The organism is Collinsella aerofaciens (assembly GCF_009876115.1).
Lineage (GTDB): Bacteria > Actinomycetota > Coriobacteriia > Coriobacteriales > Coriobacteriaceae > Collinsella > Collinsella aerofaciens_N.
This window is the reverse complement of the sequence record NZ_WWSY01000001.1, coordinates 369,229-392,502: the sequence shown is the minus strand read 5'-3', so window position 1 is coordinate 392,502 and position 23,274 is coordinate 369,229. Positions and strand designations below refer to the sequence as shown.

The following is a 23,274-nucleotide window of genomic DNA, read 5'->3' as shown; positions in this document are numbered from 1 at the left end:
CGCAAAGAAAGCCACTTAATGTGGCTTTCGTCTTGCGCAGGACCTGACCGAGCGAAAAGTTAACCCGTGCCGCCCAGCCAGGCCCGATGGGACGGCTACCGAGCCGCCAAGATGGCGTCGATGAGCGTCAGTACGCCCCCGTCGTTGTTACTCGGAATGCGCCACTTGGCATGCGCGTTCATGTGCTCCTCGGCATTGTCCACGATAAAGCTATGCCCGACGCGCTCGAGCATGGGAATATCGTTGTAGGTGTCGCCCACGGCGGCAGCGTCGACGATATCGATGCCCAGGTGCTCGCACAAATGCGCCACGCCCGAACCCTTGTCGACGCCCAGGTTCATAAAGTCGATCCACTCGCGGCCCGCATTGGTGACGTAGAGCTGATCCGAGAACGCGGGGCTATAGGTCTCGCGGAATGCGGGCTCGGCATCGTAGGCAGGGAAAAAGATCGAAATCTTGTTGGACTCGATATCAAGGCCCTCAAAGCTATCGACGTAGTTGATCGTGTTGTAGTAGACGCTGATCTCGTCGTGGTATTGATGATCGCGGGCAAGTACGTAGAACTCGTCGAAGCAGCACAGGACGGGGACAGCGCGCGAATCCTCCGAGGCGCGGCTTAAGACCTGCTGATACAGCGCCACGTCGATAGTGCTCTTATAGATATAGTTGCCGCGGTAGATAACGCACGCGCCGTTATCGGGGCAAAAAGCGATGCGGCTCTTGATGCCCTCAAACATCTCCTCGAGTTTGGGGGCGGGGCGTCCGCTGGCGGGGCAGAACACGATGCCAGCCTCGGCGAGCTTGTCCAGGCGCTCGTCGAGGCCCTGAGGCAGCACGCGCTCGTCGGTCAGTAACGTCTTGTCCATATCGACAGCGAGAATCTTAATGTTGCCGATGTTGGCGTCTGATTCGTAAGTCTGCATAAAACGCGCCTTTCGGTTTCCAGAATGTTTCGGGTGATTGACCCTCTGCTTGGTAGTCGGGCGTATTTTCGCAGGATTGGCGCATATTTGCATCATCATTCACAAAGTAATGAAAAAACTTTTCAGAAATTTGAATTTGTCGCTTGTACAGCAGGCACTTTAGCGTAATATAGCGACCATCGAAAACGGAGACGGAAAAACAACCGCTTACCGAGGAAAAGGTACCGTTTACGATATTAGAATTGCGCCCGGCGATAGGTGAAAGGAGAGGCAGATGCAGTTCGTAAAGATCATCACTACTGCAGACAATGCCATCCGACGCCAGCGCGCAATTTCCCGACGACGATAACAATCGTCTCTGTCCGCATGGGGCGAATTGCCTCAACAGAGTCATTTTGAGGTCGTTGGGTTTTAGCACGACATTGCTACATGTTTCTAGGGCATGTATGTGCTGATTTTTGCTATTTAACCTGATATTGCACGGTATTCGACCTTGAAATGACTTGCAACTGACCGATGTTCTAACTAGCTACCAAGGGCGAAAGGAAACAGCCATGAGCAAGGAAAAAGTCGTTCTCGCATATTCCGGTGGTCTTGATACATCCGTATGTGTCAAGTGGCTCCAGGACGAGAAGAATCTCGATGTCGTTTGCGTCTGCGGCAACGTGGGCCAGGAGGAGACCGGCCTGGATGCCAAGAAGCAGAAGGCGCTCGACCTGGGCGTTCTCGATTGCCAGGTGCTTGACCTGCGTGACGAGTTCTCCGATGAGTTCCTGACCAAAGCCATCGCCGCAAACTCCATGTACGAGAACAAGTATCCGCTGCTTTCCGCCCTGTCTCGCCCGCTGCTTGCAAAGAAGCTTGTTGAGGTCGCCCACGAGTTTGGCGCGACCTACGTCGCCCACGGCTGCACCGGCAAGGGTAACGACCAGGTCCGTTTTGAGGCTGCCGTCAAGGCCCTCGACCCCGAGCTCAAGGTTATCGCCCCGGTTCGCGAGTGGGATCTGAAGTGCCGTCCCGACGAGGTCGCCTATGCCCACGCACACAACGTGCCGGTTCCCGAGGGTGCCAACGACAACCCCTACTCCATCGACGACAACCTGTGGGGTCGTGCCATTGAGTGCGGCCACCTGGAGGATCCCTGGAACGAGCCGCTCGACGACGCCTGGGTTATGACCAAGAACCCCGAGGACACGCCGGACACCCCGACCTACACCGAGATTGAGTTTGAGGCCGGCAAGCCCGTCGCCGTCGACGGCAAGAAGATGAAACTCTCCGAGATCGTCATCGCCCTCAACAAGATTTCGGGTGACAACGGCTTTGGCCGTCTCGACCTGGTCGAGGATCGTCTGGTGGGCCTCAAGAGTCGCGAGTGCTACGAGGTTCCTGGCGCCCTGACGCTCATCACCGCCCACAAGGCGCTCGAGGACATCTGCGTCGAGGGCGACCTGCTCAAGACCAAGATCAAGCTCGAGCAGGATTGGGCCACCGCCGTGTACAACGGCCAGTGGTACAGCCCGCTCAAGAACGCGCTCGATGCCTTTATGGCCGATACCCAGAAGTTCGTGACCGGTACCGTCCGTCTGAAGTTCTTTAAGGGCAACTGCCATGTCGTCGGCCGCAAGAGCCCCTTCAGCCTCTACGACTACGGTCTGGCTACCTACGACCGCGACACCACGTTTGACGAGAAGGCCAGCGCCGGCTTTATCGAGATCGATACGCTGTCGCTCAAGACGTGGGCAAAGGTCCAGGGTCCCAGCTCCGCCGCCGCCCAGGCCTAGCGCCTCCTTCCCTTGGTATCCGCGCGGCCCATCCGCGTGATACATAACGGGCGCACGGGGTCCCTACCTTTCGTTATGCTTGCTGACACTTCTTAACATCGGTGGCCCCTACGTTCCGCCCGCATATATGATGCCGCGTCTACGGCTGAGTCCGAGCCCCGCCGGGGTTGTCCGGCGGGGCTCCTTCTATCAATTTGGCAGCTCTGTGCCTATATATATATGAGGAGTATCCATTATGTTCAACGCTATCGCGCATGCCTTGCTTGCCCTCGCGCCCGAGTTCGATGCTGCAAAGGTCGAGGATGTTCCTATGAGCCTGAAGGCCTGGATCGATGGTTCGCAAGGCAACATCCGAAGGGAGACGTTGGGCACCAAGTGCCTCGTGCGTCACTTCTTTGCATATTAGCTACATGGCCCTGTGCACGGTGGGGAATGTGTAAAACTAGCGGTTGAAAAATCGCTTTAGCGACATGGCTCATTGCTTTGGGCGCTTGTTTTGGTATTTGGAGAAAGGGGACGGTTCCATGGCTCTTTGGGGCGGTCGTTTTGAGGCGGGAGTGGCCGAGGTCACGCAGGAGTTTGGCGCGTCGCTGCCGGTCGACAAACATCTCTATAAGCAGGATATCGCCGGTTCTAAGGCGCATGCCAAGATGCTGGCGGCCCAAGGCATCATCAGTGCCGAGGACGAGCAGGCGATTGCCGAGGGCCTGACCGGAATCGAACAGGATATCGATGCCGGCAACTTCACCTTCGATATCAACGATGAGGACATTCATATGTCCATCGAGAGCGAGCTGACGCGCCGCATCGGCGAGGCCGGTAAGCGCTTGCATACCGGGCGTTCGCGCAACGACCAGGTGGCGACCGATACGCGTCTGGGCGTCAAGGCGCTGGCCAAGGAACTCATGGAGGCCAATCTTGAGCTGCGCCATGTGCTGGTGGATGCGGCCAAGAAGTACGACAAGGTGATTCTGCCGGGCTACACGCACATGCAGCATGCTCAGCCCGTGCTGCTGTCGCATCATCTGCTGGCGTATTCCTGGATGTTCGCGCGCGACTTTACACGCCTGAAGGCTGCCTTTGATGCCGCTGACAACTGCCCGCTGGGTGCTGCCGCTCTTGCCGGTACGAGCTATCCGCTCGATCGCCAGATGACGGCTGCTGAGCTTGGCTTTGCGGGTGTGATTCCCAACTCGCTCGATGCGGTTTCCGACCGTGATTTCCTGCTCGATTTGCATTACGCCGGCTCCGTCATGGCCATGCACCTGTCGCGTCTTTCCGAGGAGATCGTGCTGTGGTCGAGCTCCGAATTCGGCTTTATCACGCTTTCCGACTCGTATTCCACCGGCTCGTCCATCATGCCGCAGAAGAAGAACCCCGACTTTGCTGAGCTTATCCGCGGCAAGAGCGGTCGCGTGTACGGCAACCTGGTGCAGCTGCTGGTAACCATGAAGGGCCTGCCGCTCGCTTATAACAAGGACTTGCAGGAGGACAAGGAGGGCGCGCTCGATACCGCTCACACGCTCATGCAGTGCCTGTCCGTTATGGCCGGAATGATTTCGACCTGGACCGTCAACGAGGATGCCATGGCGCGCGAGTGCGGCGTGGGGCACCTTGCCGCCACCGATGTTGCCGATTACCTGGCAAAGCGCGGTCTACCGTTCCGCGAGGCACATGCCGTGGTGGGGCACCTGGTCCTGATGTGTGAGAAGCGCGGCTGCAATCTTGAGGACCTGCCGTTTGAGGTGTTCCAGGAGGCAAGCCCGCTCTTTGAGCGCGATATTACCGAGGCGCTCGATATCCCGTCGATTGTCGCCGCGCGCACGACCGAGGGCGGTACCGCCCCTGCCGCCGTTGCCGTGCAGCTGCAGCGTGCCGAGGCGCAGCTCGTGGCCGACGAAGGCGTGTTTGGATCGCTAACCAAGGTTGTCGAGATGGGTCACGGGGCAAAGTAGAGGTTTGGCTGAAGACGTATTGTCCATTTATTGATAAATCGTTTTAGCTTTACGGGCGTCTGCTGATGCGGGTGCCCCTATTTTGCTGCTATGGGGGAGGGGCTTGTCGAGAACTTCTGTAGGACCTTTGGGCAGGTTGTGAAGGGGGTACGTTCGCGGGTGGCAACCGACCGCCCGCTCTGCTCCATGTGGTTGATGAACGGTCGGATGGTACTCTAATCGGGCTTCGAAACAGAAGTGACACATATGGAGCGCTTTAATAAATTGCAGCGTTTCAATAAACAGCTTTTTGTTTAACTGCAGCTAAAACTCTGTTACGATGCAGTCCAGGCGGGTGCCGGAATGGGACTTGGGCACGCGCGAACCTACTTGAAAGGCTACCTTATGGCTATCGAGAAGACCTTCATCATGATTAAGCCCGACGCGGTGCGCGATCGCAAGATCGGCGAGATCGTTGCTCGTATTGAGCGTAGCGGCCTTGTCATCGAGCGCATGGAGATGACCACGCTCGAGCGCGCTACCGTCGAGGAGCACTACGCCCATCTGGCCGACAAGCCCTTCTTTGGCGGTCTCTGCGACTTTATGACGAGCGGTCCGGTCGTCAAGATGGTCGTTTCCGGTCTCTCCGCTGTTTCCAAGATGCGCACCCTTATGGGCGCTACCAACCCGCTTGATGCTGCGCCCGGCACCATTCGCGGCGACTTCGCTGTCGATGTCAACGCCAACGTGATCCACGGCTCCGACTGCCTGGAGAACGCCGAGATCGAGATCAAGCGCTTCTTTGGCTAAACCAGCTTTGACTCCTTAAAGCTGTTAGCGTGTGGCTTGGGCGCCGCGGAATTCCAACCGCGGCGCCCTTTTATTCCGGTAGATTTTTGGTAAACGCATAGAAAACTACTAAAGAGCCCCCGTCCGGATGTTTCTTCCGGGCGGGGGCTGGCGCTAGCGTATGGCTTTGTAAGTCTTTAGGCCTCGTCGACGATCTTAAGGCCGCGCGTGTGGTCGATCTCGTTGAGGAGGTTAACGCGACGCTCGTGACGGCCGCCCTCAAACTCGGCGTCGAGCCACTCGTCGACGATCATCTTGGCGAGCTCGGAGCCAACGACGCGGGCGCCAAAGGCGAGCACGTTGGTGTTGTTGTGCATGCGCGAGAGCTTGGCGCTGAAGGGCTCGGAGCACACGACGGCGCGTACGCCCTCGACCTTGTTGGCAGCCAGGCTGATCCCGACGCCGGTGCCGCAGATCAGGATACCCAGGTCAACGTCGCCGTTGGCAACGGCCTTGCCCACTTTGTAACCGGCGATGGGGTAGTCGAAGCTCTCGGAGGTGTCGGTGCCAAAGTTCACGACCTCGCAGCCGCGCTCCTTTAGGTGCTCGGAAATGATGTTCTTGAGCTCGACGGCGGCGTGGTCGTTACCGATACCGATCTTCATGGATGGTTCCTCTCTGGTCTGTGCGGCGCAAATGCTAAAGGTGTTTACCGCGTTCGACTGCATGATAGCGCGACTTTTGCGTAAACGCTCGGGCGTTTTTTGGTCAAACGCTTTAGCAGGCAACAAGACTAGCTTTTCATGAATGAATGCCGTCAGATTGCGCTTGAACGCCGTCCGTCGGAACCATGGTTGCGGTTTTTGATGCATTGTTATCAAATAAAAGAGCTAACTATTATCGAGAGCCCAGTCCGTTATGTAAGCAGGAGATTCCTATGCCTACCGATTCCATCCGCGATGCCGCTTTTTGCGATGTCTTGAACCGCGAGCTTGTCTGCGCGCTCGGCTGCACCGAGCCCATTGCCGTTGCCTATGCGGCGGCGCTGGCGAGCCAGACGCTCGGTTGCGAACCCGATCATATGGATGTTGCCTGCTCAGGCAATATCATCAAGAACGTTAAGAGCGTGACCGTGCCCAACTCGGGCGGCATGCACGGTATTGAAGCGGCAGCCGTGCTGGGTGCCGTGGGCGGTGACGCCAAGAGCGCGCTCGAGGTGCTCGAGAGCGTTAACGATGAAGACCGCGCTCGCGTGACCGAGCTCCTCGCCGACGCCGGCTACTGCGATGTGTCGCTTGTCGAGGGTGTGCCCAACCTCTACATCAAGGTGACTGCGACGGCCGGGGGCCATACCGCGGTCGTCGAGATTACCGATCACCACACTAATGTCACGTGCCATACGCTCGATGGTATTCCGGTATGCGGCAAGTCGGCGGGGGAGTGCGCCGCCTGTGCCGAGCGCGTGGTGGCCGAGCGTGCGGCAGATAACGCCGATACGCCCATGTCCATTGATTCCATCATCGACTTTATCGAGGACGGTGACATTGAGGGCGCCCGCGCTGCCGTTGAACGTCAGATTGAGCTGAATGGCGCAATCAGTGCCGAGGGCCTTGCGCACGCTTGGGGCGCCGAGGTGGGTCGTACGCTGCTGGGTGCTCGTGCCGATGACGTCGCCTGCCGTGCCCGTGCCCGTGCGGCCGCCGGGTCCGACGCCCGCATGAACGGTTGCGCGCTGCCGGTCGCCATTGTGTGCGGCTCGGGCAATCAAGGCATTACCTGCGCATTGCCCGTCATGGAGTATGCCGAGTACCTGCGTTGCGACCACGAGCGTCTGGTGCGCGCCGTGATGCTGTCCGATCTTATCGCCGTGCATATCAAGAGCTATATTGGTGCGCTTTCGGCGTTTTGCGGTGCTATTTGCGCCGCGTGCGGCGCCGGCGCTGCGATTACCTGGCTGTGCGGTGGCACGCGCGAGCAGATTGGCGCGACGGTCTCGAATACGCTCGGTAACGTGGGCGGCATCGTGTGCGACGGCGCCAAGGCGAGCTGTGCCGCCAAGATCTCGGCTGCCGTCGATGCAGCGATTCTGGGCCATGATATGGCCATGCAGGGTCGCGGCTTCCGCGCCGGCGAGGGCCTGATCCAGGATACCGTCGAGCAGACAATCGCCAGCATGGGCTATGTGGGGCGCGTGGGCATGAAGGACACCGACGTCGAGATTCTCAACATCATGATCGGCAAAACCCAAGTGTGCTAGGACAGTTCGTCGGCTACTTGGTGTTCGTAGAAGGCTTCTACTACGGCGTTAAAGTCGCGGGCGAAGCCTTCCATGGTTCCGCGCCAGGTGACTCGGTTGGGCTTGCCCTGGCCTACATAGGCAGTCTGAATGCCGCAGGCGGGGTTAGGGAAGTCGCGTTTGGGATCGTTGCCCACCATAAGGACCTCGTGCGGTTCGAGCCCCATCACCTGAAGCTGCTCTAAATAGTAGGTGGCATCAGGCTTGCAGCGGGTGGCGTTTCCCATGTGCGTGACGAGCTCAAAGGGGGCGTCGGCCAGGTCGCCCCAACCCATGCGGCACTCGATGGCCCCCTGCGGAAAGCTGGGGTTGGTAAAGAGCGCGCAGCGCAGCCCTGCGTCCTGTACGGCCTGGAGCGCGGCGTGTGCGCCCGGCATGGCATGGGCGTTGATGAGTTCGTCATTCTTGTACGGAAGAACTTCGCGGTCGTAGTAGGTAAACGCCTCGTAGATGAGGGGATCGGAGAGGCAAATCCCGCATCGGCGCTTGACCTCTTCTTGGTAAAACTCAAGATTGGTGCGGTTGTCCGTGCCGCTGCGGCGATTGGCGTTGAGGTCGACCAGGATGGTGCCGAGGCGTGCCATCGTGCCACCGCGGCTGCGGCGCCCGATATCCGCGAGCATCGAAGAGACATCCTTAAAATAGCGAAGGATGAACGCGTTGAGGTTGATGCTAAGAAGCGTTTCGTCCATATCGAAAACGACTGCTTTGAGCACGCGGGCACCTTTCTCGAAAAATCGATCTAGAATCGTTGGCTCCGGATACTTTACCCCAAAGCCGAATGCCTGGCTGGTTATCGTCAAGTTGCGGAGACGTGTGTTCATAAGATTACGAAAAAGTCTCCACACGAGTAAAAAATCGCAGTTCACGCTTGAAATCGAACTCATTTCCCCGTAACCTATACGAACGTGATTGCATAAGCGTCACATTAGTATCTGTCGGCTCCCGAGTGTTCCTAAACGTTGTGTGCTTGTCGCACCCTTCTGTAGGTCCTAGCAATCGGGGCCCCGTAGTTCGAAAGGGGTCCACCTTTGAGTGAGATTCAGAACTCGTCCATTTTCTCTCTTGACGATGTCAACGAGGAGGAGATGAACAACCTCATCGACGGTACGATTACCGACTTTGATGAGGGCGATCTCGTTAACGGCACTGTCGTTAAGATCGAGCATGACGAGGTGCTCGTTGACATCGGATTCAAGTCCGAGGGCGTTATCCCGGTCCGCGAGCTGTCCATCCGCAAGGACGCTAACCCTGCAGACATCGTTGCACTCGGTGATCCCATCGAGGCTCTGGTTCTCCAGAAGGAGGACAAGGACGGTCGTCTGGTCCTGTCCAAGAAGCGTGCCGAGTACGAGCGTGCTTGGAACCGCATCGAGGAGAAGTTCAACTCCGGCGAGAACGTCGAGGGCGAGGTTATCGAGGTTGTCAAGGGCGGCCTGATCCTCGACATCGGCCTGCGTGGCTTCCTGCCCGCTTCCCTCGTCGACCTCCGTCGCGTCAAGGACCTCACCTCCTACATGGGCACCCGCATCGAGGCCCGCGTCATCGAGATGGACCGCAACCGCAACAACGTTGTCCTCTCCCGTCGCGTCGTGCTCGAGGAGTCCCGTAAGGCCGAGCGTTCCGAGATCCTGTCCAAGCTCAAGTCTGGCATGCGTCTCCAGGGCACCGTTTCCTCCATCGTCGACTTCGGCGCCTTCGTCGACCTCGGCGGTATCGACGGCCTCATCCACATCTCCGAGCTCTCTTGGAACCACGTCAACCATCCTTCCGAGGTTGTCAAGGTCGGCCAGGAGGTCGAGGTCGAGGTTCTCGACGTCGATCTCAACCGCGAGCGCATCTCCCTGGGTCTCAAGCAGACCACCGAGGATCCGTGGCGCGCACTGGTCAAGAAGTACCCCGTCGGCGCTATCGTCGAGGGCACTGTGACCAAGCTTGTCCCGTTCGGCGCTTTCGTCGACCTGGGCGAGGGTATCGAGGGTCTGGTGCACATCTCCGAGATGGCCAACAAGCACGTCGACCAGCCTTCTCAGGTCACCCACGTGGGCGACAAGGTTCAGGTCAAGGTCATGGAGATCGATCTCGACCGTCGTCGTATCTCCCTGTCCATGAAGTCTGCTGCTGAGACTCTGGGCGTCGAGATTGAGGTTACCCCGCTGCCTTCCGAGAAGAAGGACGAGGAGACCGACGCCGAGTAAATCGGTTTGACGATCACTTGTTTTAAGGGATCCGTCCGTAATGGACGGGTCTCTTTTTGCATTTGGTGCCGAGGCGCGCGATGCTACCCGTGCGCAATGCTGTCTGGGTTGTCTGTTTGCTATTGGGTTGTCGGTGCATGAAAAAAATGCCGACATCCCGCCTCGGGGAGGAGGCGGGAACACACCGAGTAGACGGAGGGGTGCGGAGCGCGGTCGCGTCTCGACTGACGACGTTGCCCATCGACAGGACCATTGTAACGCATGGCGGTTCTTGGTTTATCGTGTCGAGCGTTTGCGTTGTGCCATTGCCTGCGGCAACGGTGTGTTACACTCTATCACTGCTGAGTGGGCCAGACGGTCGCGCGATGTGCTGCTTGCAGCACGCGTGAGGAAAGTCCGGGCTCCAGAGGGCGGGATGCCGGCTAACGGCCGGGCGGAGTGATCCGACGGAAAGCGCCGCAGAAAAGAAGACTCCCACCTGCGCCGCAAGGCGTAAAGGGAAAAGCTGAAACGGTGGTGTAAGAGACCACCAGCGTCGTGGTAACACGGCGGCTTGGCAAGCCCCATCCGGAGCAAGCGCGAATAGGAACGCTATGGGCCGGCCCGGTCCGCGTTCGGGTAGCGTGCGTGGGGCTGCACGGTAACGTGCAGACAAGATAAATGACCGTTCACGACAGAACCCGGCTTATAGGCCCACTCAGCTTTCTTGTTGACGCTGCGACGGCGTCAGCTGGCCGATTTGTCGCTCATTCGTCGGTCGCCGCCATAAGGCGTGCTCCCTCCTCTTTCGGGCCAAATCGACTCAGCTGACGCCGTCTCGCTGTTGGTGACGGCATCATTGGCGTTTCCGTTCTTGTTGGCGAGGGCAACGGTACACCCTTTGCCGTATTATTGAGGCTGTTTGTTGCTTTGCTTGTTGTTGAGGGGCTTTGTTGGACAGCTATTTTACTCTGCAATCGAATATTGAGGCTACGGGTGAGTTCGTCGATCGTAAGAGTCGGTTTATTGCCCAGCTGGTCCATATTGAGTCCGAGGACGAGGCGAATGCCTTTATCGAGATGGTTCGCAAGCGTCATTACGACGCTCGACACAATGTTCCCGCGTGGATTTTGGTCGATGGACGCGAACGCCAGAGCGATGACGGTGAGCCGAGCCGCACGAGCGGTATGCCGACGCTCGAGGTGCTGCGCGGCGCGGGGCTCAAAAATGTTTGCTGCGTGGTGACGCGCTATTTTGGTGGCACGCTGTTGGGGCCTGGTGGCTTGGTACGCGCCTATACCGCGGCGACGCAGGCGGCGGTGGCCGCGGCTCAGGAGGCCGGGCAGATCGTTGAGATGACGAGCGTCGTGCCGGTTGACGTGCATGTGGCCTATCCGCAGTACGAACAGGTGCTTCGTTTGGCACAGGATTCGGGTGCCAAGGTTTCGGATACCGATTACGCGGATGCCGTGACGATTCATTTGGTGTTTAAGGCGGGGGAGCAGGAGCCGTTTTGCGCTAAGATGCGCGAGTTTATGGCGGGGCGCGAGGAGATCGAGGTCGGCGCTCCCGAATTTGCGGAGTTCTAACGACGACGGCCGGCGTGCTTTTGGAAGTATCCCAAGCGCGCCGGCCGTCGTTTTTCTGTTGCTGCCGTTTACTCGGCGAGCTGCTTTAGCACATCACAGGCGATCTCGACGGCATCGTCGATGCAGCCGGGGCAGCTGCGGAGCGGACCCTTGTCCGATCCGATGCCCTTGAGCGTGCCGCAGACGGTCGTCGTGTTCTTCTCGCCAAAGCGCTTGGCGATTTCGCGCGACAGCTTGTAGGTCTGGCCCTTAGTCTTGGGGTTTTCCATGCCGTCGCTCATTACAAAGCCCATGATGGCCACGGCGCCCGAGATGGCGCCGCAGGTTTCGGTCATGCCGCCCATGCCGGCGCCAAAGCCCTCGGTGAGGGTAAAGGCGACCTGGGGGTCGAGCCCGACGGCGGGCGCGAGCGTGCAGGCAACGGCCTGGGCGCAGTTAAAGCCACGGGCGTGGTATTCGGCAGCCTGAGCCTGACAGGCGGTGATGTCGAGCTGGGCCGTATCGATTTGCTTCATCGTTGTCTCCTTGGTCACGGTGTACCCGCCTATGGTACCTGTGACGGGGCATGTAATCATCGAGAGCTTCATGTATGCCTCATTTTTATCTATCGAGCAAATGCCCAAGGCTTGAGATAAATACCCCTGATCAATTTGTCCTATAACCTACCTTGGGGATGGGTTGAGAGGGGTGCAGGGTAGCGGTATCGTGAACCGAATAAAATGTAACCCAGGCAAGGGAGCTAGATATGAGCGAGCAGACCATCGGTACCACATGTGTTCAGGGCGGCTATCACCCGGGAGATGCCGAGCCGCGCCAGGTGCCCATCTACCAGTCCACCACGTGGAAGTACGACACGTCCGAGCACATGGGCAAGCTGTTTGACCTAGAGGAGTCGGGCTACTTCTACAGCCGTCTGCAGAACCCCACGTGCGATCTGGTTGCCGCCAAGATCTGCGAGATGGAGGGCGGCACCGCTGCGATGCTCACGAGCTCGGGCATGGCTGCGAATTTCCTCGCGATCTTTAACGTGGTCGGTGCCGGCGATCATGTGGTCGCGAGCTCTGCCATTTACGGCGGTACGTATAACCTGCTCGCCCACACCATGGGCCGCATGGGCGTGACCTGCACGTTCGTTGCCCCCGACTGCACCGACGAGGAGCTCGAGGCGGCATTTGAGCCCAATACCAAGCTCGTCTTTGGCGAGACGATCGCCAACCCCGCCCTCGCCGTGCTCGATATTGAGCGCTTTGCCAAGGCCGCACATGACCACGGCGTGCCGCTGATGGTCGACAACACCTTCCCGACGCCCGTGATGTGCCGTCCCTTTGAGTGGGGCGCCGACATCGTTACGCACTCTACCACCAAGTACATGGATGGACATGCTGCCTACCTGGGCGGCGTGATCGTCGACCACGGCCAGTTTGACTGGATGGCCCATGCAGACAAGTTCCCGGGTCTCACCACGCCCGACGAGAGCTACCACGGCGTGACGTATGCCGAGAAGTTCGGTCGCGAGGGTGCCTTCATTACCAAGGCAACCGCTCAGCTCATGCGCGACCTCGGCCCCATGCAGAACCCGCAGGCGGCCTTCTTCCTGAACAGCTCGCTCGAGAGCCTGCATGTACGCATGCCGCGTCATTGTGAGAACGGCCTGGCCGTTGCCAAGTTCCTGCAGAGCCATCCCAAGGTACGCTTCGTGAGCTTTCCGGGCCTGGAGGGCGATAAGTACTATGACATCGCTCAGAAGTACATGCCCAACGGTACCTGCGGCGTTGTGAGCTTTGGCTTTAACGGTGGTCGCGCGGCGGCCGAGACCTTTATGAAGAGCCTCAAGCTCGCCCAGATCGCCACGCACGTGGCCGACGCCCGCACCTGCTGCCTGCATCCCGCTAATGCCACGCATCGCCAGATGAACGATGAGGAGCTCATCGCCTGTGGCATCTCCGCCGACATGGTGCGCCTGTCGTGCGGCCTCGAGGATACGGCCGATCTGATTGCCGACCTTGAGCAGGCACTCGAGCAGTGCTAGGCTAGCGTTCGTATAAGGCGCCGATGCTGGCAGAAAGCTTCGGCGACCTTTCGTTCCGATTCCGTAGGCGGGACCCCAATCGCGACTGTTTGTAGGCGATTGGGGCCCCGTTTTTGCGTTGCGCCACTCGAAAGGATGGATATGGAGAAAACCGCAGAGCAGCTGCGCCGCGAGCGCATTGCCCTTGAGGGCGACACCCATGGCAAGAACAAATGGGCGATTCTGTTTACCGTGCTCATCATGACGTTTATGGTGTGTCTGGATTCGACCGTCGTGACCGTGGCGCTACCCGTGATGCAAAAGGAGCTGGGCGTGGGCCTCGATCGCATTCAGCTGGTGAGCTCGGTGTATCTGCTTGCGACATGCGTGGCTATGCTGCCGTTTGGCCGCTTGGGCGACGTGCGCGGCAAGGTGGGCGTATTCCAGCTGGGCGTAATCGTTTTTACGGTCGGCTCGCTGCTTTGCGGCCTTTCGAGTTCGCTCGAAGTTCTTATTCTGGCACGCATTGTGCAGGGCGTCGGCTGCGCGGCGGCCATGGCTAACAACATGGGTATCATCACCGAGTCGTTTCCGGCGCGCGAGCGCGGTCGTGCCATGGGTATTCTCGCGACCTTCGTGGCCCTCGGCATGATGTGTGGCCCCGTGCTCGGCGGCATGCTGGTGGCAAGCTTTCCTTGGGAGAGCATCTTCCTCATCAACCTGCCCATTGGCGTCATCTCGTTTATCGTGGGGCTCTACACGCTGCCGCATGTTAAGCCGGAGGCCGGCGAGCGCCCCATGTCGCTGGCGGAGGCCGCGCGTCGCTGCTTTGCAAATTCGGCCTTCACCATCAATCTTGCCTGCATGCTCATCGTGTTCGTTGGCATTGGCGCATCCGAGTTTATCCTGCCGTTCTATTTTCAGGACGCCCACGGCTTTGGTTCCGACATTTCCGGACTGCTCTTTTTGGCGCTGCCAATGGTGAATGCCTTTATCGGCCCGCTTTCGGGAACGGTTTCGGACCGTGTTGGCTGCGAGGGTCCCACGGCGGTCGGCCTGGGCGTGTACGTGTGCGGTCTCTTTGCAGTAAGCACGCTCGACGAGCACTCTTCTATCCCTGTGATCGTGTGCTGCGTCGCATTTATGTCGTGCGGTACGTCGATTTTCCAGAGCCCCAACAACTCGCTGTACATGGGCTCGGCTCCGCGCGAGGCGCTTGGCTTTGCAGGTAGCTTGGGCAGCTTGGCGCGCTATGCGGGCATGGCGCTGGGTATTACGGCAGGTTCGCATATCCTTTATGGGCAGATGAGCGTGGCGATGGGCGAGGCCGTGACCAGTTTTGTTACAGGCCGTCCGGATGTATTCCTATTCGGCTTTCGCTCGGTGTTCAACGTGCTTATGGCTGTGGCCGCCGTGGGCTTTGCGCTTGCCATGGTGCGTTTGGTGAAGATGCGCGCCCGCCATTAGCGTGTTGGGAGGCTGTCTGCCACGTATTCGCGCCGTCTCAAAAACTGGTTTGTGGTGCGATGCGGCTTGTGGGGCGGGCGGGGGTCGGTCCGTGGTAGACTATCGAACAACGTTTATTAATCGCGCGGTATCGTTGCCGCGAGAAGGGGTTGCGCCATGCAGGAGCTTGAGGATCGTATTCGCCATGACGGCATCGTAAAGGCCGGTAACGTCCTTAAGGTTGATGCCTTCCTCAACCACCAGTGCGACGTTGAGCTGTTCGACCACATGGGCGCCGAGTGGGCCCGTCTGTTCAAGGATGTCGAGATCAACAAGATCCTGACGATTGAGGCTTCGGGCATTGGCATGGCTTGCATCGCAGCTCAGCATTTTGGCGGCGTACCAGTGGTCTTTGCCAAGAAGGCCCAGTCCATCAACCTCGACGGCGAGCAGTATGCTACGACCATCTACTCCTTTACCAAGCAGAAGGAGTACCCGGTCATCGTCGGCAAGCGCTTCCTGTCCGAGGGCGACAAGGTCCTGATCATCGACGACTTCCTGGCCAACGGCTGCGCGCTTGAGGGCCTTATTAAGATCTGCGAGGCTGCGGGCGCCGAAGTTGCCGGCATTGGCATCGCCGTTGAGAAGGGCTTCCAGGGCGGCGGCGATAAGCTCCGTAAGCGCGGCTTCCGCGTTGAGAGCCTGGCCCGTATCGCCGATATGGACTGCGAGAACGGCGAGATCACCTTCGCCTAAGCGCGCAACACAAGCGATTGGTATGCGATGTGACAAAGGGACTGTCCCTTTGTCACATTTTTTTGTATGAGGGGAGGTGCTGATATGGACGAGAACAAGATGGGATGGCGCGAGTATGCGCGCTATGCCGAGATGTCGGCCGAGGAGTTGGCGCGCGATTGCGAGGTGCAGGTGTTTCGCGCGACGGGTCCGGGCGGGCAGGGCGTGAACACGACGGACTCGGCGGTGCGTATGAAGCATGGGCCCACGGGGATTGTCGTGACGGCGCGCGAGAGCCGTAGTCAGTTTCAGAATCGCGCGAGCTGTCTGCGTAAGCTGCGCGCTGAGCTGGAGCGTCGCGGGCGTCCACCGCGCCGACGCGTAAAGACTAAGGTGCCTCTGCGCTCTCGCCAGCGCAGGCTCAATGACAAGCACTTCAACGCGATTAAAAAGGCCAACCGTCGCAAGCCGGGCGGGGAGGAATGATCTTCTCAATAAGTTGCGGTGAAATAGGGACTGTTTCGCGGCTTTAGCTGCATAAACAGTCCCTATTTCACCGCAACTTAGGTGGGGTTAGCGGGTTGGGTGCCAGACTTGGAGGGCGCCGGGTAGGATGTCGACTTCGATGCGCGAGGCGACGATGGGCTCGCCGTCGGCCTGGATGGGGTAGTCGAGCTCCTCAAAAGTTAGCTCGGCATGGCGGCAGCGGCGCATGCGAACCGGTGGCAACTTGGTATGGTGGCCGTCCTTGGCCGAAAGGAACATAGGCAGGGCTACCGCGCGAGGGACGGGGCCGCAGGCGTAGCAGACGTCGAGCATGCCGTCGCAGGGGTCGGCATCGGGGCAGATGCGATAGCCCGAGCCATAGGTAGGACCAAGCTGAATCGCCATGATGATCGCCCTCACGCGCTCGGCGGGCGCGCCGTCAAAGCTGACTGTCATGGGGTAGTTGCGATAGCGCAGGCCAAACTGCTCAAGTCCCGAAAGGGTGTAGAGCGGAGCACCCGTCAAGCCGGTCTTTTTGCGCAGCTCGGTGGTGCCAAGGCCGATGGCGGCATCAATACCGACGGAGAGCGTCTGGTCGTAATACTCGACGATCGCCTCGCCGCTGCCGCTTGCGGGGTTCCATGAGCGAATCCGCCCGATGTCCTGACGCTGCAGCTCACAGGTGAGTAGCGCGCCAAAATCCTTGCCGGAGAAATCTTCGATATCGAGCGTCTGGGCAAAATCGTTGCCGGAGCCCACGGGCAGGACGGCAAGAGCGGGGCGGGCGTCCTCCTTTTGCGTCATAAGCCCGTTGACGACTTCGTGGATCACGCCGTCGCCGCCGAGTGCGATAACGGTGCGATAGCCCTGAGTCTGTGCGGCAAGCTCCTTGGCGTGTCCCGTGTGCTCGGTTAGCACCAGGTCAAACTGGGATGCGCGCGCGGTCATATCCAAAAAGCGTTGCAGGCGCTCGGCAACTTCGCGTGCCGCACCCGACTGGGCGGCTGGGTTGGCGATGATGAGCGTGCGACCAAAATCAGTTGCGTGCATGGGGCGACTCCCGGCGTGTGACATGACAGTGCGGTCGCGCTCAGGTCGAATTGCCCCCGATTGTGGCTGCACGGCGATTATTACATCTACTCTATCAGGTCGTTGTGGCGCTCGATAGCATCCGCTACCGTACCGCCCTCATCCACAATAAGCGAGCGGCGCTTGGGTGAGATGATGCGCTGGGCGGGGTACACGCCGCGGTGTCCGCCGGTTAGGTAGCTGATAAAGGCCACGATGACAAAGAACCCGGCGGCCGTGCCGTGGAACAGGTCGATGGCCATCATGCAGGTGGTGATGGGCACGTTGAGGCCGGCGCAGAACACGCCGAGCATGCCGAGAGCCGCCAGAAAACTGGGGTCAAGCCCGGTAAGGCAACCGATCCAGCCACCGAGTGCCGCACCGATGCCAAACAGGGGCGTGACCTCGCCACCTTGGAAGCCCGCGCCCAGGGTAAGCGCTGTGACGACCAACTTGATGGCTGCGTCCGCCAAGGTGGTGTTGCCTGCAAATCCGGCGCCGGAAAGCCACGTGGAAAGGCCGGCGTAGTCCCAGGCGTCAAGGAGGGCATAGGCGGCCAAAACCACGAGTGCGCCCACGAGTGCGCGAGTAAGGTAATTGGTGATAAAGCGACCGTAAAGGCTTTTGACGGTTCGAACCGACCAGGCAAAGAGGCGTGCCGTCAGACCGAAGATAATTGCGCTGATAACAACGATGACAACCGTCCGTGGTGTCATGTTGGGAACGCTGGCGATGACATTCGCCTCGTACTCGGTTCCCAAGGCAAGTGACGTAAAGTAGCCGGTAAACGAGGCGACCAGGCAGTAGATGCCCGCGGTGTAGTCGATTTTGCCGATAAAGCACATCTCCATGCCAAAGAAAGCTCCAGCAAGGGGCGAGCCGAATACGGCGCCAAAGGCCGACGAGATGCCTGCGAGCATGAGGTCGTGGTGGTCATGTTTTTTGAGGTGGGCGAGGTTCGAGATGTTGCTGGCGATGGTGCCGCCAATCTGCACCGCGGCCCCCTCGCGACCGGCAGATCCGCCCGTTAGGTGCGTGAGCGTGGAGCAGACGAAGGTGAGAACGGCCATACGCATATGGATGAGGCGTGTGCCCAGAGCGGAGTCGATGACCAGGTTGTTACCGCGTTTGGCGGCAAGGCCGTGGTTTTTGTACACCCATGCGGTGGCAACGCCCACAACGGGAAGCAAGGCGTAGACCCATGCATGGTGCTCGCGATAGTCGGTTGCGATATTCAGCGAGGTCAAAAACGCCCAGGCGGCAACGCCCATGGCGAGCGAGACGATGACGACGAGTGTGAGCAACTTGGCGCTCGCGAGTAGGTTGCGGGCGTTGCGGCGCGTGTCGGCGGCCAAGAGATGCTCGGAGCGGGTGAGCTGATGCCTGCCGGCCATGATGACGTCGTTCAGGGAGAAAAAACCGCCATCGTCGAGCGACTGAGAATGATCCTGCGCTTCGTTTGCGCTTTCGGGTTTGTCGGTAAAAGTCATACGTTCCTCTTTTGGGTTGCAACACGAGCATTATAAAACGCGGTAAACGCGACGAGCCGGTGGGTTGGTTTTGGTTTTGTTTCGCGGCTTGCGGCCGACAGATGTATTTGCGGGTACAGGCCAAGTCGCCGTCGTGCGGCGGGGATTATACTGAGAGAAACATAAAGAATCGGCGCTTTTGTTGCGCGCCGCTGCATGCTAGAGGTGTATATGGCTGAGAAACTCATTCCGTTGGAGGACGCGCAGGCGATCGTCTTGTCGCACGTGAATCGCACCGAAGTTGTCGAGATTCCCGTGTGGCAGGCCGTCGGTCTTCCCTTGGCCGAGGACGCGGTGGCCGATATCGACATCTCGCCGTTTGCCAACAGCGCTATGGACGGATATGCCGTGCGCTCGTCGGACTTGGCGCAGGCATCTGGCGAGGCGCCGGTGACGCTCAACGTTATCGGACACGAGGCCGCGGGCCATGTGTTTGAGGGCGCAATCGGCGCGGGTGAGACGGTTCGCATCATGACGGGCGCGCCGGTACCCGAAGGTGCCGATGCCGTGGTGAAATACGAGATCGTCGACGTGCTCGACGGTGACGGCAACGAGGGCTCGCGTGTGAGGTTCTCGGCGCCTGCCAAGGTAGGGGAGAACGTTCGCTCTGCCGCCGAAGAGGCCCATGCCGGCGACGTTGTGATGCACGCCGGCGAGGTCGTGGCTCCGGCGGGCGCGGGTCTGCTGGCAAGCGCCGGATACGCGAGCGTGAAGGCGCACGCTGCCCCGCGTGTGGGCATCATCTCGCTGGGCACGGAACTGGTTGCACCGAGCAACGTGCCGGCGCGCGGGCAGATTCGCGACTCCAACTCGTCGGCGTTGATGGCCGAAGCGCTCGATGCAGGAGCCGAGCCCGTGTTCTACGGCATTGCGCCCGATGATGAGCAGACGATTGCCGAGCTGGTGCATCGCGCCGTGCTGGAGTGCGATTTTGTCATTACGAGCGGTGGCGCCTCGGCAGGCGACTACGACTACGTGACGGCGCTCGTCCGGCGCGAGGGCGAGGTGCTGTTCGATCGCATCTCGATGCGTCCGGGCAAGGCCATCACGTTTGGCTTGCTCGGGGGTAAGCCCTGCCTGGGACTTTCAGGCAATCCGGCCGCGGCGTATGTAGGCTTTGAGATGCTTGCGCGTCCGGCGATCCGCAAGATGCGCGGCTTTGCCGAGGGTGCGCGTCCCGTGCAGCAGGCGACGCTCACTCACGGCGTGAAAAAGCGACAGCATCGCCGCTTCTTCGATCGCGCCACGGTTTTGCGCGACCCCGAGACCGGTGAGCTGTTGGTGACCGAGGCCAAGACGCAGAATTCGGCGTTGCTCGGCACGATGCAGCGGGCCAACTGCCTACTGCGTATTGAAGAAGGGCCGTGCGACCTCAAGGCGGGCGACGTCGTGGACGTTGTTCGCGTCGATCTGCCCGAGGGCGCCGTGTTGTAGGAGGAATGCGATGGAGCTGAAGATATCGATCGTGACGTGCTCGGATACGCGCGATCTAGCCCAGGACGAGGCTGGAGCCGCACTCGAGGAACTTATCGAGGCGCAGGGCTGGACGGTCGCCTCGCATGTGGTCGTGCGCGACGACGTCAGCGAGATCGGTGATGCCATTGTGGAAGCCGCCGATGAGTGCCACGCCAATGTCGTGCTCACCTGCGGCGGCACGGGGCTTTCGATGCGCGATGTGACGCCCGAGGCGACGCGTGCCGTCTGCGAGCGCGATGTGCCGGGTATTGCAGAGGCAATCCGTGCGTACTCCATGACCAAGACGCGCCGCGCCATGCTCTCGCGCGCCGTGTGCATGCAACGTGGGCATACGCTTGTCATCAACTTTCCGGGATCCACGAAAGCGGCCCGCGAAAGCTGGGAGGCCGTGAGCGATCAGCTGGAGCATGCGGCCCAAATGACGGCGGGCGGCGGGCATGCCAAATAAGCGCACTACCTGCGGCGGAGTAACCCTACGGGCTGCTCCGCCTTTTTATGCAGTGACGGTGCGGGCCGTCTCGCGGTTATTGGTAAAAGAAAATTATCGGGCGAGAGCTATTCATCAGAAACATTATTCGCGTGAAAGTATAATCTAGTAACAGAACAAAGCTCGCGGCGGGGCGCCCGGGTGTAGTCTTCGAAAGGGTTGAACATGTTCGATATGGTTTCTCGCCGCGGATTCGTCTCGCTTTCTGCTGTCGCCGCTGCTGGCCTTGGCCTTGCCGGCTGCTCCGACAATAAGGCACCTGAGTCGACTGGCTCCGATGCCGGTTCCGCCAAGACTTCGTCCAAGAAGGCTGTCGAGCTTCAGGTCTTCGCTGCTAACTCTCTCGAGAAGGCTCTGCCCGAGGTCCAGGAGCTCTACACCGAGCAGACCGGCACCACGTTTGCCGACACGCAGTTCAAAGCGTCCGGCGACCTTGTCGAGCAGATGCGCGCCGGTGCCGCCGTCGACGTGCTCATCACGGCCTCCAAGGGCACCATGGACGACGCTGAGACCGCCGAGCTCGTCGACGCCGGCACCCGTGAGGATATGTTTGTCAACGACCTTGTGATCATTCGCGCCGAGGGCTCCGACACCATGGTCGAGGCCATCGCCGACGTCGCGAATCTGGACGGCAAGATCGCCATGGGCGACGCCAAGACCGTTCCCGCCGGCAAGTACGCCAACCAGGCGCTGGCTTCTGTGGGCCTCTATACCGGCACCGAGGGCGACGACGGCGAGTATGCGCCCGAGATCGCCGACAAGGTCGCGCTGGCAGACAAAGTTGGTACCGCCGCCGCCTATGTGTCCACAGGCGACTGCGTTGCCGGTTTTGTCTACAGCTCTGACATCTACCGCTACAACGGCATCGAGGAGGCCTTCGTGTGCCCCGAGGACTCGCACAAGCCCATCGTGTATCCGGGCGCCGTTGCCGAGAGCTCCGAACATGCCGACGAGGCTAAGGCGTTCATCGACTTTTGTCTGTCCAACAAGAAGGCTCAGAAGATTTGGGCTAAGTACGGCTTTGAGCTTTCCGCGTAGTGCGGCTTGGCGCGATAATTCCATCGTTTTGTGTTTCACTCCGTCCTTGTATTCGCTTGGAGCTTTTCGTGCTTAATAGATTCCGCATGCTTGTCGCCTGTGCTTTGACCTTCGCGCTTTGCTGGGTGCCGGGATTTGCGTTTGCTGGGGACGCTGAGGACGGGGCCCAGGTTGCTGCGACCGCTCATGGGCTTTCCTATGGGATCGAGGGTTTTGAGCGGTTGGCCAAGGGGACCGCTCGTGCCATGGAGGGCCAGCCTGAGGGCTTCCGGTTTCCCGTTGACGAGGACGTGGACCTTGTAGTGGTGCCTGCTGCCGATCGCGTTGTGGTGTGGATATCGCCCAAGGCGGTCGAGAAGTTTGGATTGGATCCGCAGGACAACGAGTGCGTATCGGGTCTCAAGGCCCTCGTCTGCGAGCTCGACAGCGCAAACTCCATGGGAGGTGCGCAGCTAGGGGACGTTGATCTTCCTTGGTATGTTACGGCGGAAACAACGTTTGATGCCGGCGGGTATACCTATGACTTTGACGAGCGCGGTGCGGATGGGGACCGCTATGTGGTGATTGCATCGGCCTCGGGTGATGCCAAGGGCGGCGCGCGTTGGCTTGATAGCGCTCAAATGGTAGAGGCATCGTCTGTCGTGTTGCGGGATGAGCAGGGGCCCTTGACCTCTCTGGCCTCCTTTTTAGGCGGCATCGACTACCGCCCGTTTTGGGTGTCTATCAAAACGAGCGGCCTTGCCCTGGTGATTGCCTTTGCACTGGGCCTGTTTGCCGCGTGGAAGACTATGGGTACCTCGAGTCGCATCAAGGGCCTGCTCGATTCGGTCTTTACGATTCCTATGGTGCTGCCTCCCACGGTTTGCGGCTTTCTGCTCCTCATGCTGTTTGGCCGCTCGACCGGGGTGGGCCAATGGCTCATCGCGCACGGCATCTCGATCGTCTTTACCTGGCCCGCGGCGGTCATTTCGGCTGTCGTTGTGTCGTTTCCGCTGGTCTACCGCACGGCGCTCGGAGCCTTCGAGAGCCTCGACACGCAGATGCTCGACGCCGCGCGAACCTTGGGGTGGTCCGAACGTCGCATCTTTGCCAAGCTCATGATGCCGCTCGGCTGGCCCTCAATCGCGGCGGGCACGGTGCTCGCCTTCGCTCGCGCGATGGGCGAGTTTGGCTGCACGCTGTTCTTTGCGGGCAACTACGCCGGCATTACGCAGACCATTCCCATTGCGATTTACTTTGAGTGGATGGGCGGCAATACGTCGGTGGCTCTCTTTTGGGTCGTGGTCGTAATAGCGTTCAGCTTCCTGGTCATCCTATTCATCAACATGTACACGGCGCATTCTCAAAAGTATCGCGAGCGGGGCCTTTTCCGTGCGGAGCGCAAGCAGGCCAAAGAGCTCGCCGGACAGGGCGATTCGCTTGACCCGGTGGGCGGTGATGCCTTGCGTATCGATCGCGAGGCGCTGGCCGAGCTTATGCGCGATGGCGCGGTCGCAAAGGGAGGTCGATAAG

General features: G+C 59.8%; 20 protein-coding genes, 1 other RNA gene and 1 pseudogene. 16 read left to right on the top strand and 6 right to left on the bottom strand.

The annotated features are described in order from the left end of the window. Positions 1–95 precede the first annotated feature (95 nt). Entirely contained in the window at positions 96–923 is an 828-nt protein-coding gene (locus GT571_RS01760; protein WP_161155048.1) for a Cof-type HAD-IIB family hydrolase, read from the bottom strand. A 554-nt stretch (positions 924–1,477) separates the two neighbouring features. Here GT571_RS01760 and GT571_RS01755 point away from each other — a divergent pair. The 4 genes from GT571_RS01755 to ndk all read left to right on the top strand — a co-directional run bounded on the left by GT571_RS01755 (position 1,478) and on the right by ndk (position 5,448). Beyond that, positions 1,478–2,704, top strand: coding sequence for an argininosuccinate synthase (locus tag GT571_RS01755; RefSeq protein WP_035138001.1), 1,227 nt, complete (start codon positions 1,478–1,480; stop codon positions 2,702–2,704). Positions 2,705–2,939: 235 nt separating this feature from the next. After that, positions 2,940–3,110, top strand: a complete 171-nt coding sequence (locus GT571_RS01750) for a hypothetical protein (RefSeq protein WP_158551645.1) — start codon at positions 2,940–2,942, stop codon at positions 3,108–3,110. A 118-nt stretch (positions 3,111–3,228) separates the two neighbouring features. Beyond that, a complete protein-coding gene (argH, locus tag GT571_RS01745) occupies positions 3,229–4,659 on the top strand; it encodes an argininosuccinate lyase (protein WP_117806434.1) in 1,431 nt (476 codons plus the stop codon). Between the two features lie 384 nt (positions 4,660–5,043). After that, positions 5,044–5,448: a nucleoside-diphosphate kinase gene (gene ndk, locus GT571_RS01740; RefSeq protein WP_055251725.1), complete on the top strand. Its 405-nt coding sequence runs from the start codon at positions 5,044–5,046 to the stop codon at positions 5,446–5,448. Positions 5,449–5,624: 176 nt separating this feature from the next. Here ndk and rpiB read toward each other — a convergent pair whose 3' ends face one another. Next, positions 5,625–6,092: a ribose 5-phosphate isomerase B gene (rpiB, locus tag GT571_RS01735; RefSeq protein ID WP_035138007.1), complete on the bottom strand. Its 468-nt coding sequence runs from the start codon at positions 6,090–6,092 to the stop codon at positions 5,625–5,627. A 272-nt stretch (positions 6,093–6,364) separates the two neighbouring features. Here rpiB and GT571_RS01730 point away from each other — a divergent pair, with 272 nt between their 5' ends. Continuing rightward, a complete protein-coding gene (locus GT571_RS01730; protein ID WP_161155046.1) occupies positions 6,365–7,684 on the top strand; it encodes an L-cysteine desulfidase family protein in 1,320 nt (439 codons plus the stop codon). Here the strand turns inward: GT571_RS01730 and GT571_RS01725 are convergent. Beyond that, a complete protein-coding gene (locus GT571_RS01725) occupies positions 7,681–8,439 on the bottom strand; it encodes an HAD family hydrolase (RefSeq protein WP_117803351.1) in 759 nt (252 codons plus the stop codon). The genes GT571_RS01730 and GT571_RS01725 overlap by 4 nt on opposite strands. Positions 8,440–8,754: 315 nt before the next feature. Between GT571_RS01725 and rpsA the strand changes: the two genes are divergently transcribed. The 3 genes from rpsA to GT571_RS01710 all read left to right on the top strand — a co-directional run bounded on the left by rpsA (position 8,755) and on the right by GT571_RS01710 (position 11,489). Next, positions 8,755–9,921: a 30S ribosomal protein S1 gene (gene rpsA, locus GT571_RS01720; protein WP_022095232.1), complete on the top strand. Its 1,167-nt coding sequence runs from the start codon at positions 8,755–8,757 to the stop codon at positions 9,919–9,921. 342 nt (positions 9,922–10,263) lie between these two features. Further along, positions 10,264–10,625: RNase P RNA component class A (gene rnpB / locus GT571_RS01715), an RNA gene on the top strand. Between the two features lie 225 nt (positions 10,626–10,850). After that, positions 10,851–11,489 (top strand): YigZ family protein, encoded by a 639-nt coding sequence (locus GT571_RS01710; protein ID WP_192934586.1) that lies wholly within the window; start codon positions 10,851–10,853, stop codon positions 11,487–11,489. Positions 11,490–11,557: 68 nt separating this feature from the next. Here GT571_RS01710 and GT571_RS01705 read toward each other — a convergent pair whose 3' ends face one another. Next, entirely contained in the window at positions 11,558–12,004 is a 447-nt protein-coding gene (locus GT571_RS01705; RefSeq protein WP_055251626.1) for a C-GCAxxG-C-C family protein, read from the bottom strand. A gap of 230 nt (positions 12,005–12,234) precedes the next feature. Here GT571_RS01705 and GT571_RS01700 point away from each other — a divergent pair, with 230 nt between their 5' ends. From GT571_RS01700 to GT571_RS01685, 4 genes and pseudogenes are all read left to right on the top strand, one after another. Then, the gene (locus tag GT571_RS01700; protein WP_161155043.1) at positions 12,235–13,518 is read left to right on the top strand and encodes an O-acetylhomoserine aminocarboxypropyltransferase/cysteine synthase family protein; all 1,284 of its coding nucleotides are present in this window, start codon (positions 12,235–12,237) and stop codon (positions 13,516–13,518) included. 141 nt (positions 13,519–13,659) lie between these two features. After that, positions 13,660–14,964: an MFS transporter gene (locus tag GT571_RS01695; protein WP_161155042.1), complete on the top strand. Its 1,305-nt coding sequence runs from the start codon at positions 13,660–13,662 to the stop codon at positions 14,962–14,964. Between the two features lie 156 nt (positions 14,965–15,120). Beyond that, positions 15,121–15,699, top strand: coding sequence for a xanthine phosphoribosyltransferase (locus tag GT571_RS01690; RefSeq protein WP_161155040.1), 579 nt, complete (start codon positions 15,121–15,123; stop codon positions 15,697–15,699). Between the two features lie 156 nt (positions 15,700–15,855). Beyond that, a pseudogene (locus GT571_RS01685) lies at positions 15,856–16,164 on the top strand (peptide chain release factor-like protein); the annotation flags it as partial. An 87-nt stretch (positions 16,165–16,251) separates the two neighbouring features. Here the strand turns inward: GT571_RS01685 and GT571_RS01680 are convergent. Both GT571_RS01680 and GT571_RS01675 read right to left on the bottom strand, forming a co-directional pair. Further along, positions 16,252–17,214 (bottom strand): diacylglycerol/lipid kinase family protein, encoded by a 963-nt coding sequence (locus GT571_RS01680; protein WP_161155039.1) that lies wholly within the window; start codon positions 17,212–17,214, stop codon positions 16,252–16,254. Between the two features lie 86 nt (positions 17,215–17,300). Then, a complete protein-coding gene (locus GT571_RS01675) occupies positions 17,301–18,722 on the bottom strand; it encodes a chloride channel protein (RefSeq protein WP_192934585.1) in 1,422 nt (473 codons plus the stop codon). Between the two features lie 210 nt (positions 18,723–18,932). Between GT571_RS01675 and GT571_RS01670 the strand changes: the two genes are divergently transcribed. The 4 genes from GT571_RS01670 to modB all read left to right on the top strand — a co-directional run bounded on the left by GT571_RS01670 (position 18,933) and on the right by modB (position 23,273). Next, positions 18,933–20,195 (top strand): molybdopterin molybdotransferase MoeA, encoded by a 1,263-nt coding sequence (locus GT571_RS01670; protein ID WP_161155037.1) that lies wholly within the window; start codon positions 18,933–18,935, stop codon positions 20,193–20,195. Between the two features lie 10 nt (positions 20,196–20,205). Further along, positions 20,206–20,685 (top strand): MogA/MoaB family molybdenum cofactor biosynthesis protein, encoded by a 480-nt coding sequence (locus tag GT571_RS01665; RefSeq protein ID WP_161155036.1) that lies wholly within the window; start codon positions 20,206–20,208, stop codon positions 20,683–20,685. A gap of 204 nt (positions 20,686–20,889) precedes the next feature. Then, positions 20,890–21,762, top strand: a complete 873-nt coding sequence (gene modA / locus GT571_RS01660; protein WP_161155035.1) for a molybdate ABC transporter substrate-binding protein — start codon at positions 20,890–20,892, stop codon at positions 21,760–21,762. Between the two features lie 68 nt (positions 21,763–21,830). Beyond that, complete coding sequence (gene modB, locus GT571_RS01655; protein ID WP_338400643.1) at positions 21,831–23,273, top strand: molybdate ABC transporter permease subunit; 1,443 nt, start codon at positions 21,831–21,833, stop codon at positions 23,271–23,273. Position 23,274: the final 1 nt, after the last annotated feature.

What these genes read in the sequence shown, in the direction of transcription:
- GT571_RS01675 (WP_192934585.1), bottom strand. Translation starts at nt 18,722, where the DNA reads ATGACTTTTACCGACAAACCCGAAAGCGCAAACGAAGCGCAGGATCAT.
- modA (WP_161155035.1), top strand. Translation starts at nt 20,890, where the DNA reads ATGTTCGATATGGTTTCTCGCCGCGGATTCGTCTCGCTTTCTGCTGTC.
- GT571_RS01670 (WP_161155037.1), top strand. Translation starts at nt 18,933, where the DNA reads ATGGCTGAGAAACTCATTCCGTTGGAGGACGCGCAGGCGATCGTCTTG.
- GT571_RS01690 (WP_161155040.1), top strand. Translation starts at nt 15,121, where the DNA reads ATGCAGGAGCTTGAGGATCGTATTCGCCATGACGGCATCGTAAAGGCC.
- GT571_RS01680 (WP_161155039.1), bottom strand. Translation starts at nt 17,214, where the DNA reads ATGCACGCAACTGATTTTGGTCGCACGCTCATCATCGCCAACCCAGCC.
- ndk (WP_055251725.1), top strand. Translation starts at nt 5,044, where the DNA reads ATGGCTATCGAGAAGACCTTCATCATGATTAAGCCCGACGCGGTGCGC.
- GT571_RS01750 (WP_158551645.1), top strand. Translation starts at nt 2,940, where the DNA reads ATGTTCAACGCTATCGCGCATGCCTTGCTTGCCCTCGCGCCCGAGTTC.
- GT571_RS01730 (WP_161155046.1), top strand. Translation starts at nt 6,365, where the DNA reads ATGCCTACCGATTCCATCCGCGATGCCGCTTTTTGCGATGTCTTGAAC.
- GT571_RS01755 (WP_035138001.1), top strand. Translation starts at nt 1,478, where the DNA reads ATGAGCAAGGAAAAAGTCGTTCTCGCATATTCCGGTGGTCTTGATACA.
- GT571_RS01665 (WP_161155036.1), top strand. Translation starts at nt 20,206, where the DNA reads ATGGAGCTGAAGATATCGATCGTGACGTGCTCGGATACGCGCGATCTA.
- GT571_RS01760 (WP_161155048.1), bottom strand. Translation starts at nt 923, where the DNA reads ATGCAGACTTACGAATCAGACGCCAACATCGGCAACATTAAGATTCTC.
- GT571_RS01705 (WP_055251626.1), bottom strand. Translation starts at nt 12,004, where the DNA reads ATGAAGCAAATCGATACGGCCCAGCTCGACATCACCGCCTGTCAGGCT.
- GT571_RS01695 (WP_161155042.1), top strand. Translation starts at nt 13,660, where the DNA reads ATGGAGAAAACCGCAGAGCAGCTGCGCCGCGAGCGCATTGCCCTTGAG.
- GT571_RS01700 (WP_161155043.1), top strand. Translation starts at nt 12,235, where the DNA reads ATGAGCGAGCAGACCATCGGTACCACATGTGTTCAGGGCGGCTATCAC.
- argH (WP_117806434.1), top strand. Translation starts at nt 3,229, where the DNA reads ATGGCTCTTTGGGGCGGTCGTTTTGAGGCGGGAGTGGCCGAGGTCACG.
- rpiB (WP_035138007.1), bottom strand. Translation starts at nt 6,092, where the DNA reads ATGAAGATCGGTATCGGTAACGACCACGCCGCCGTCGAGCTCAAGAAC.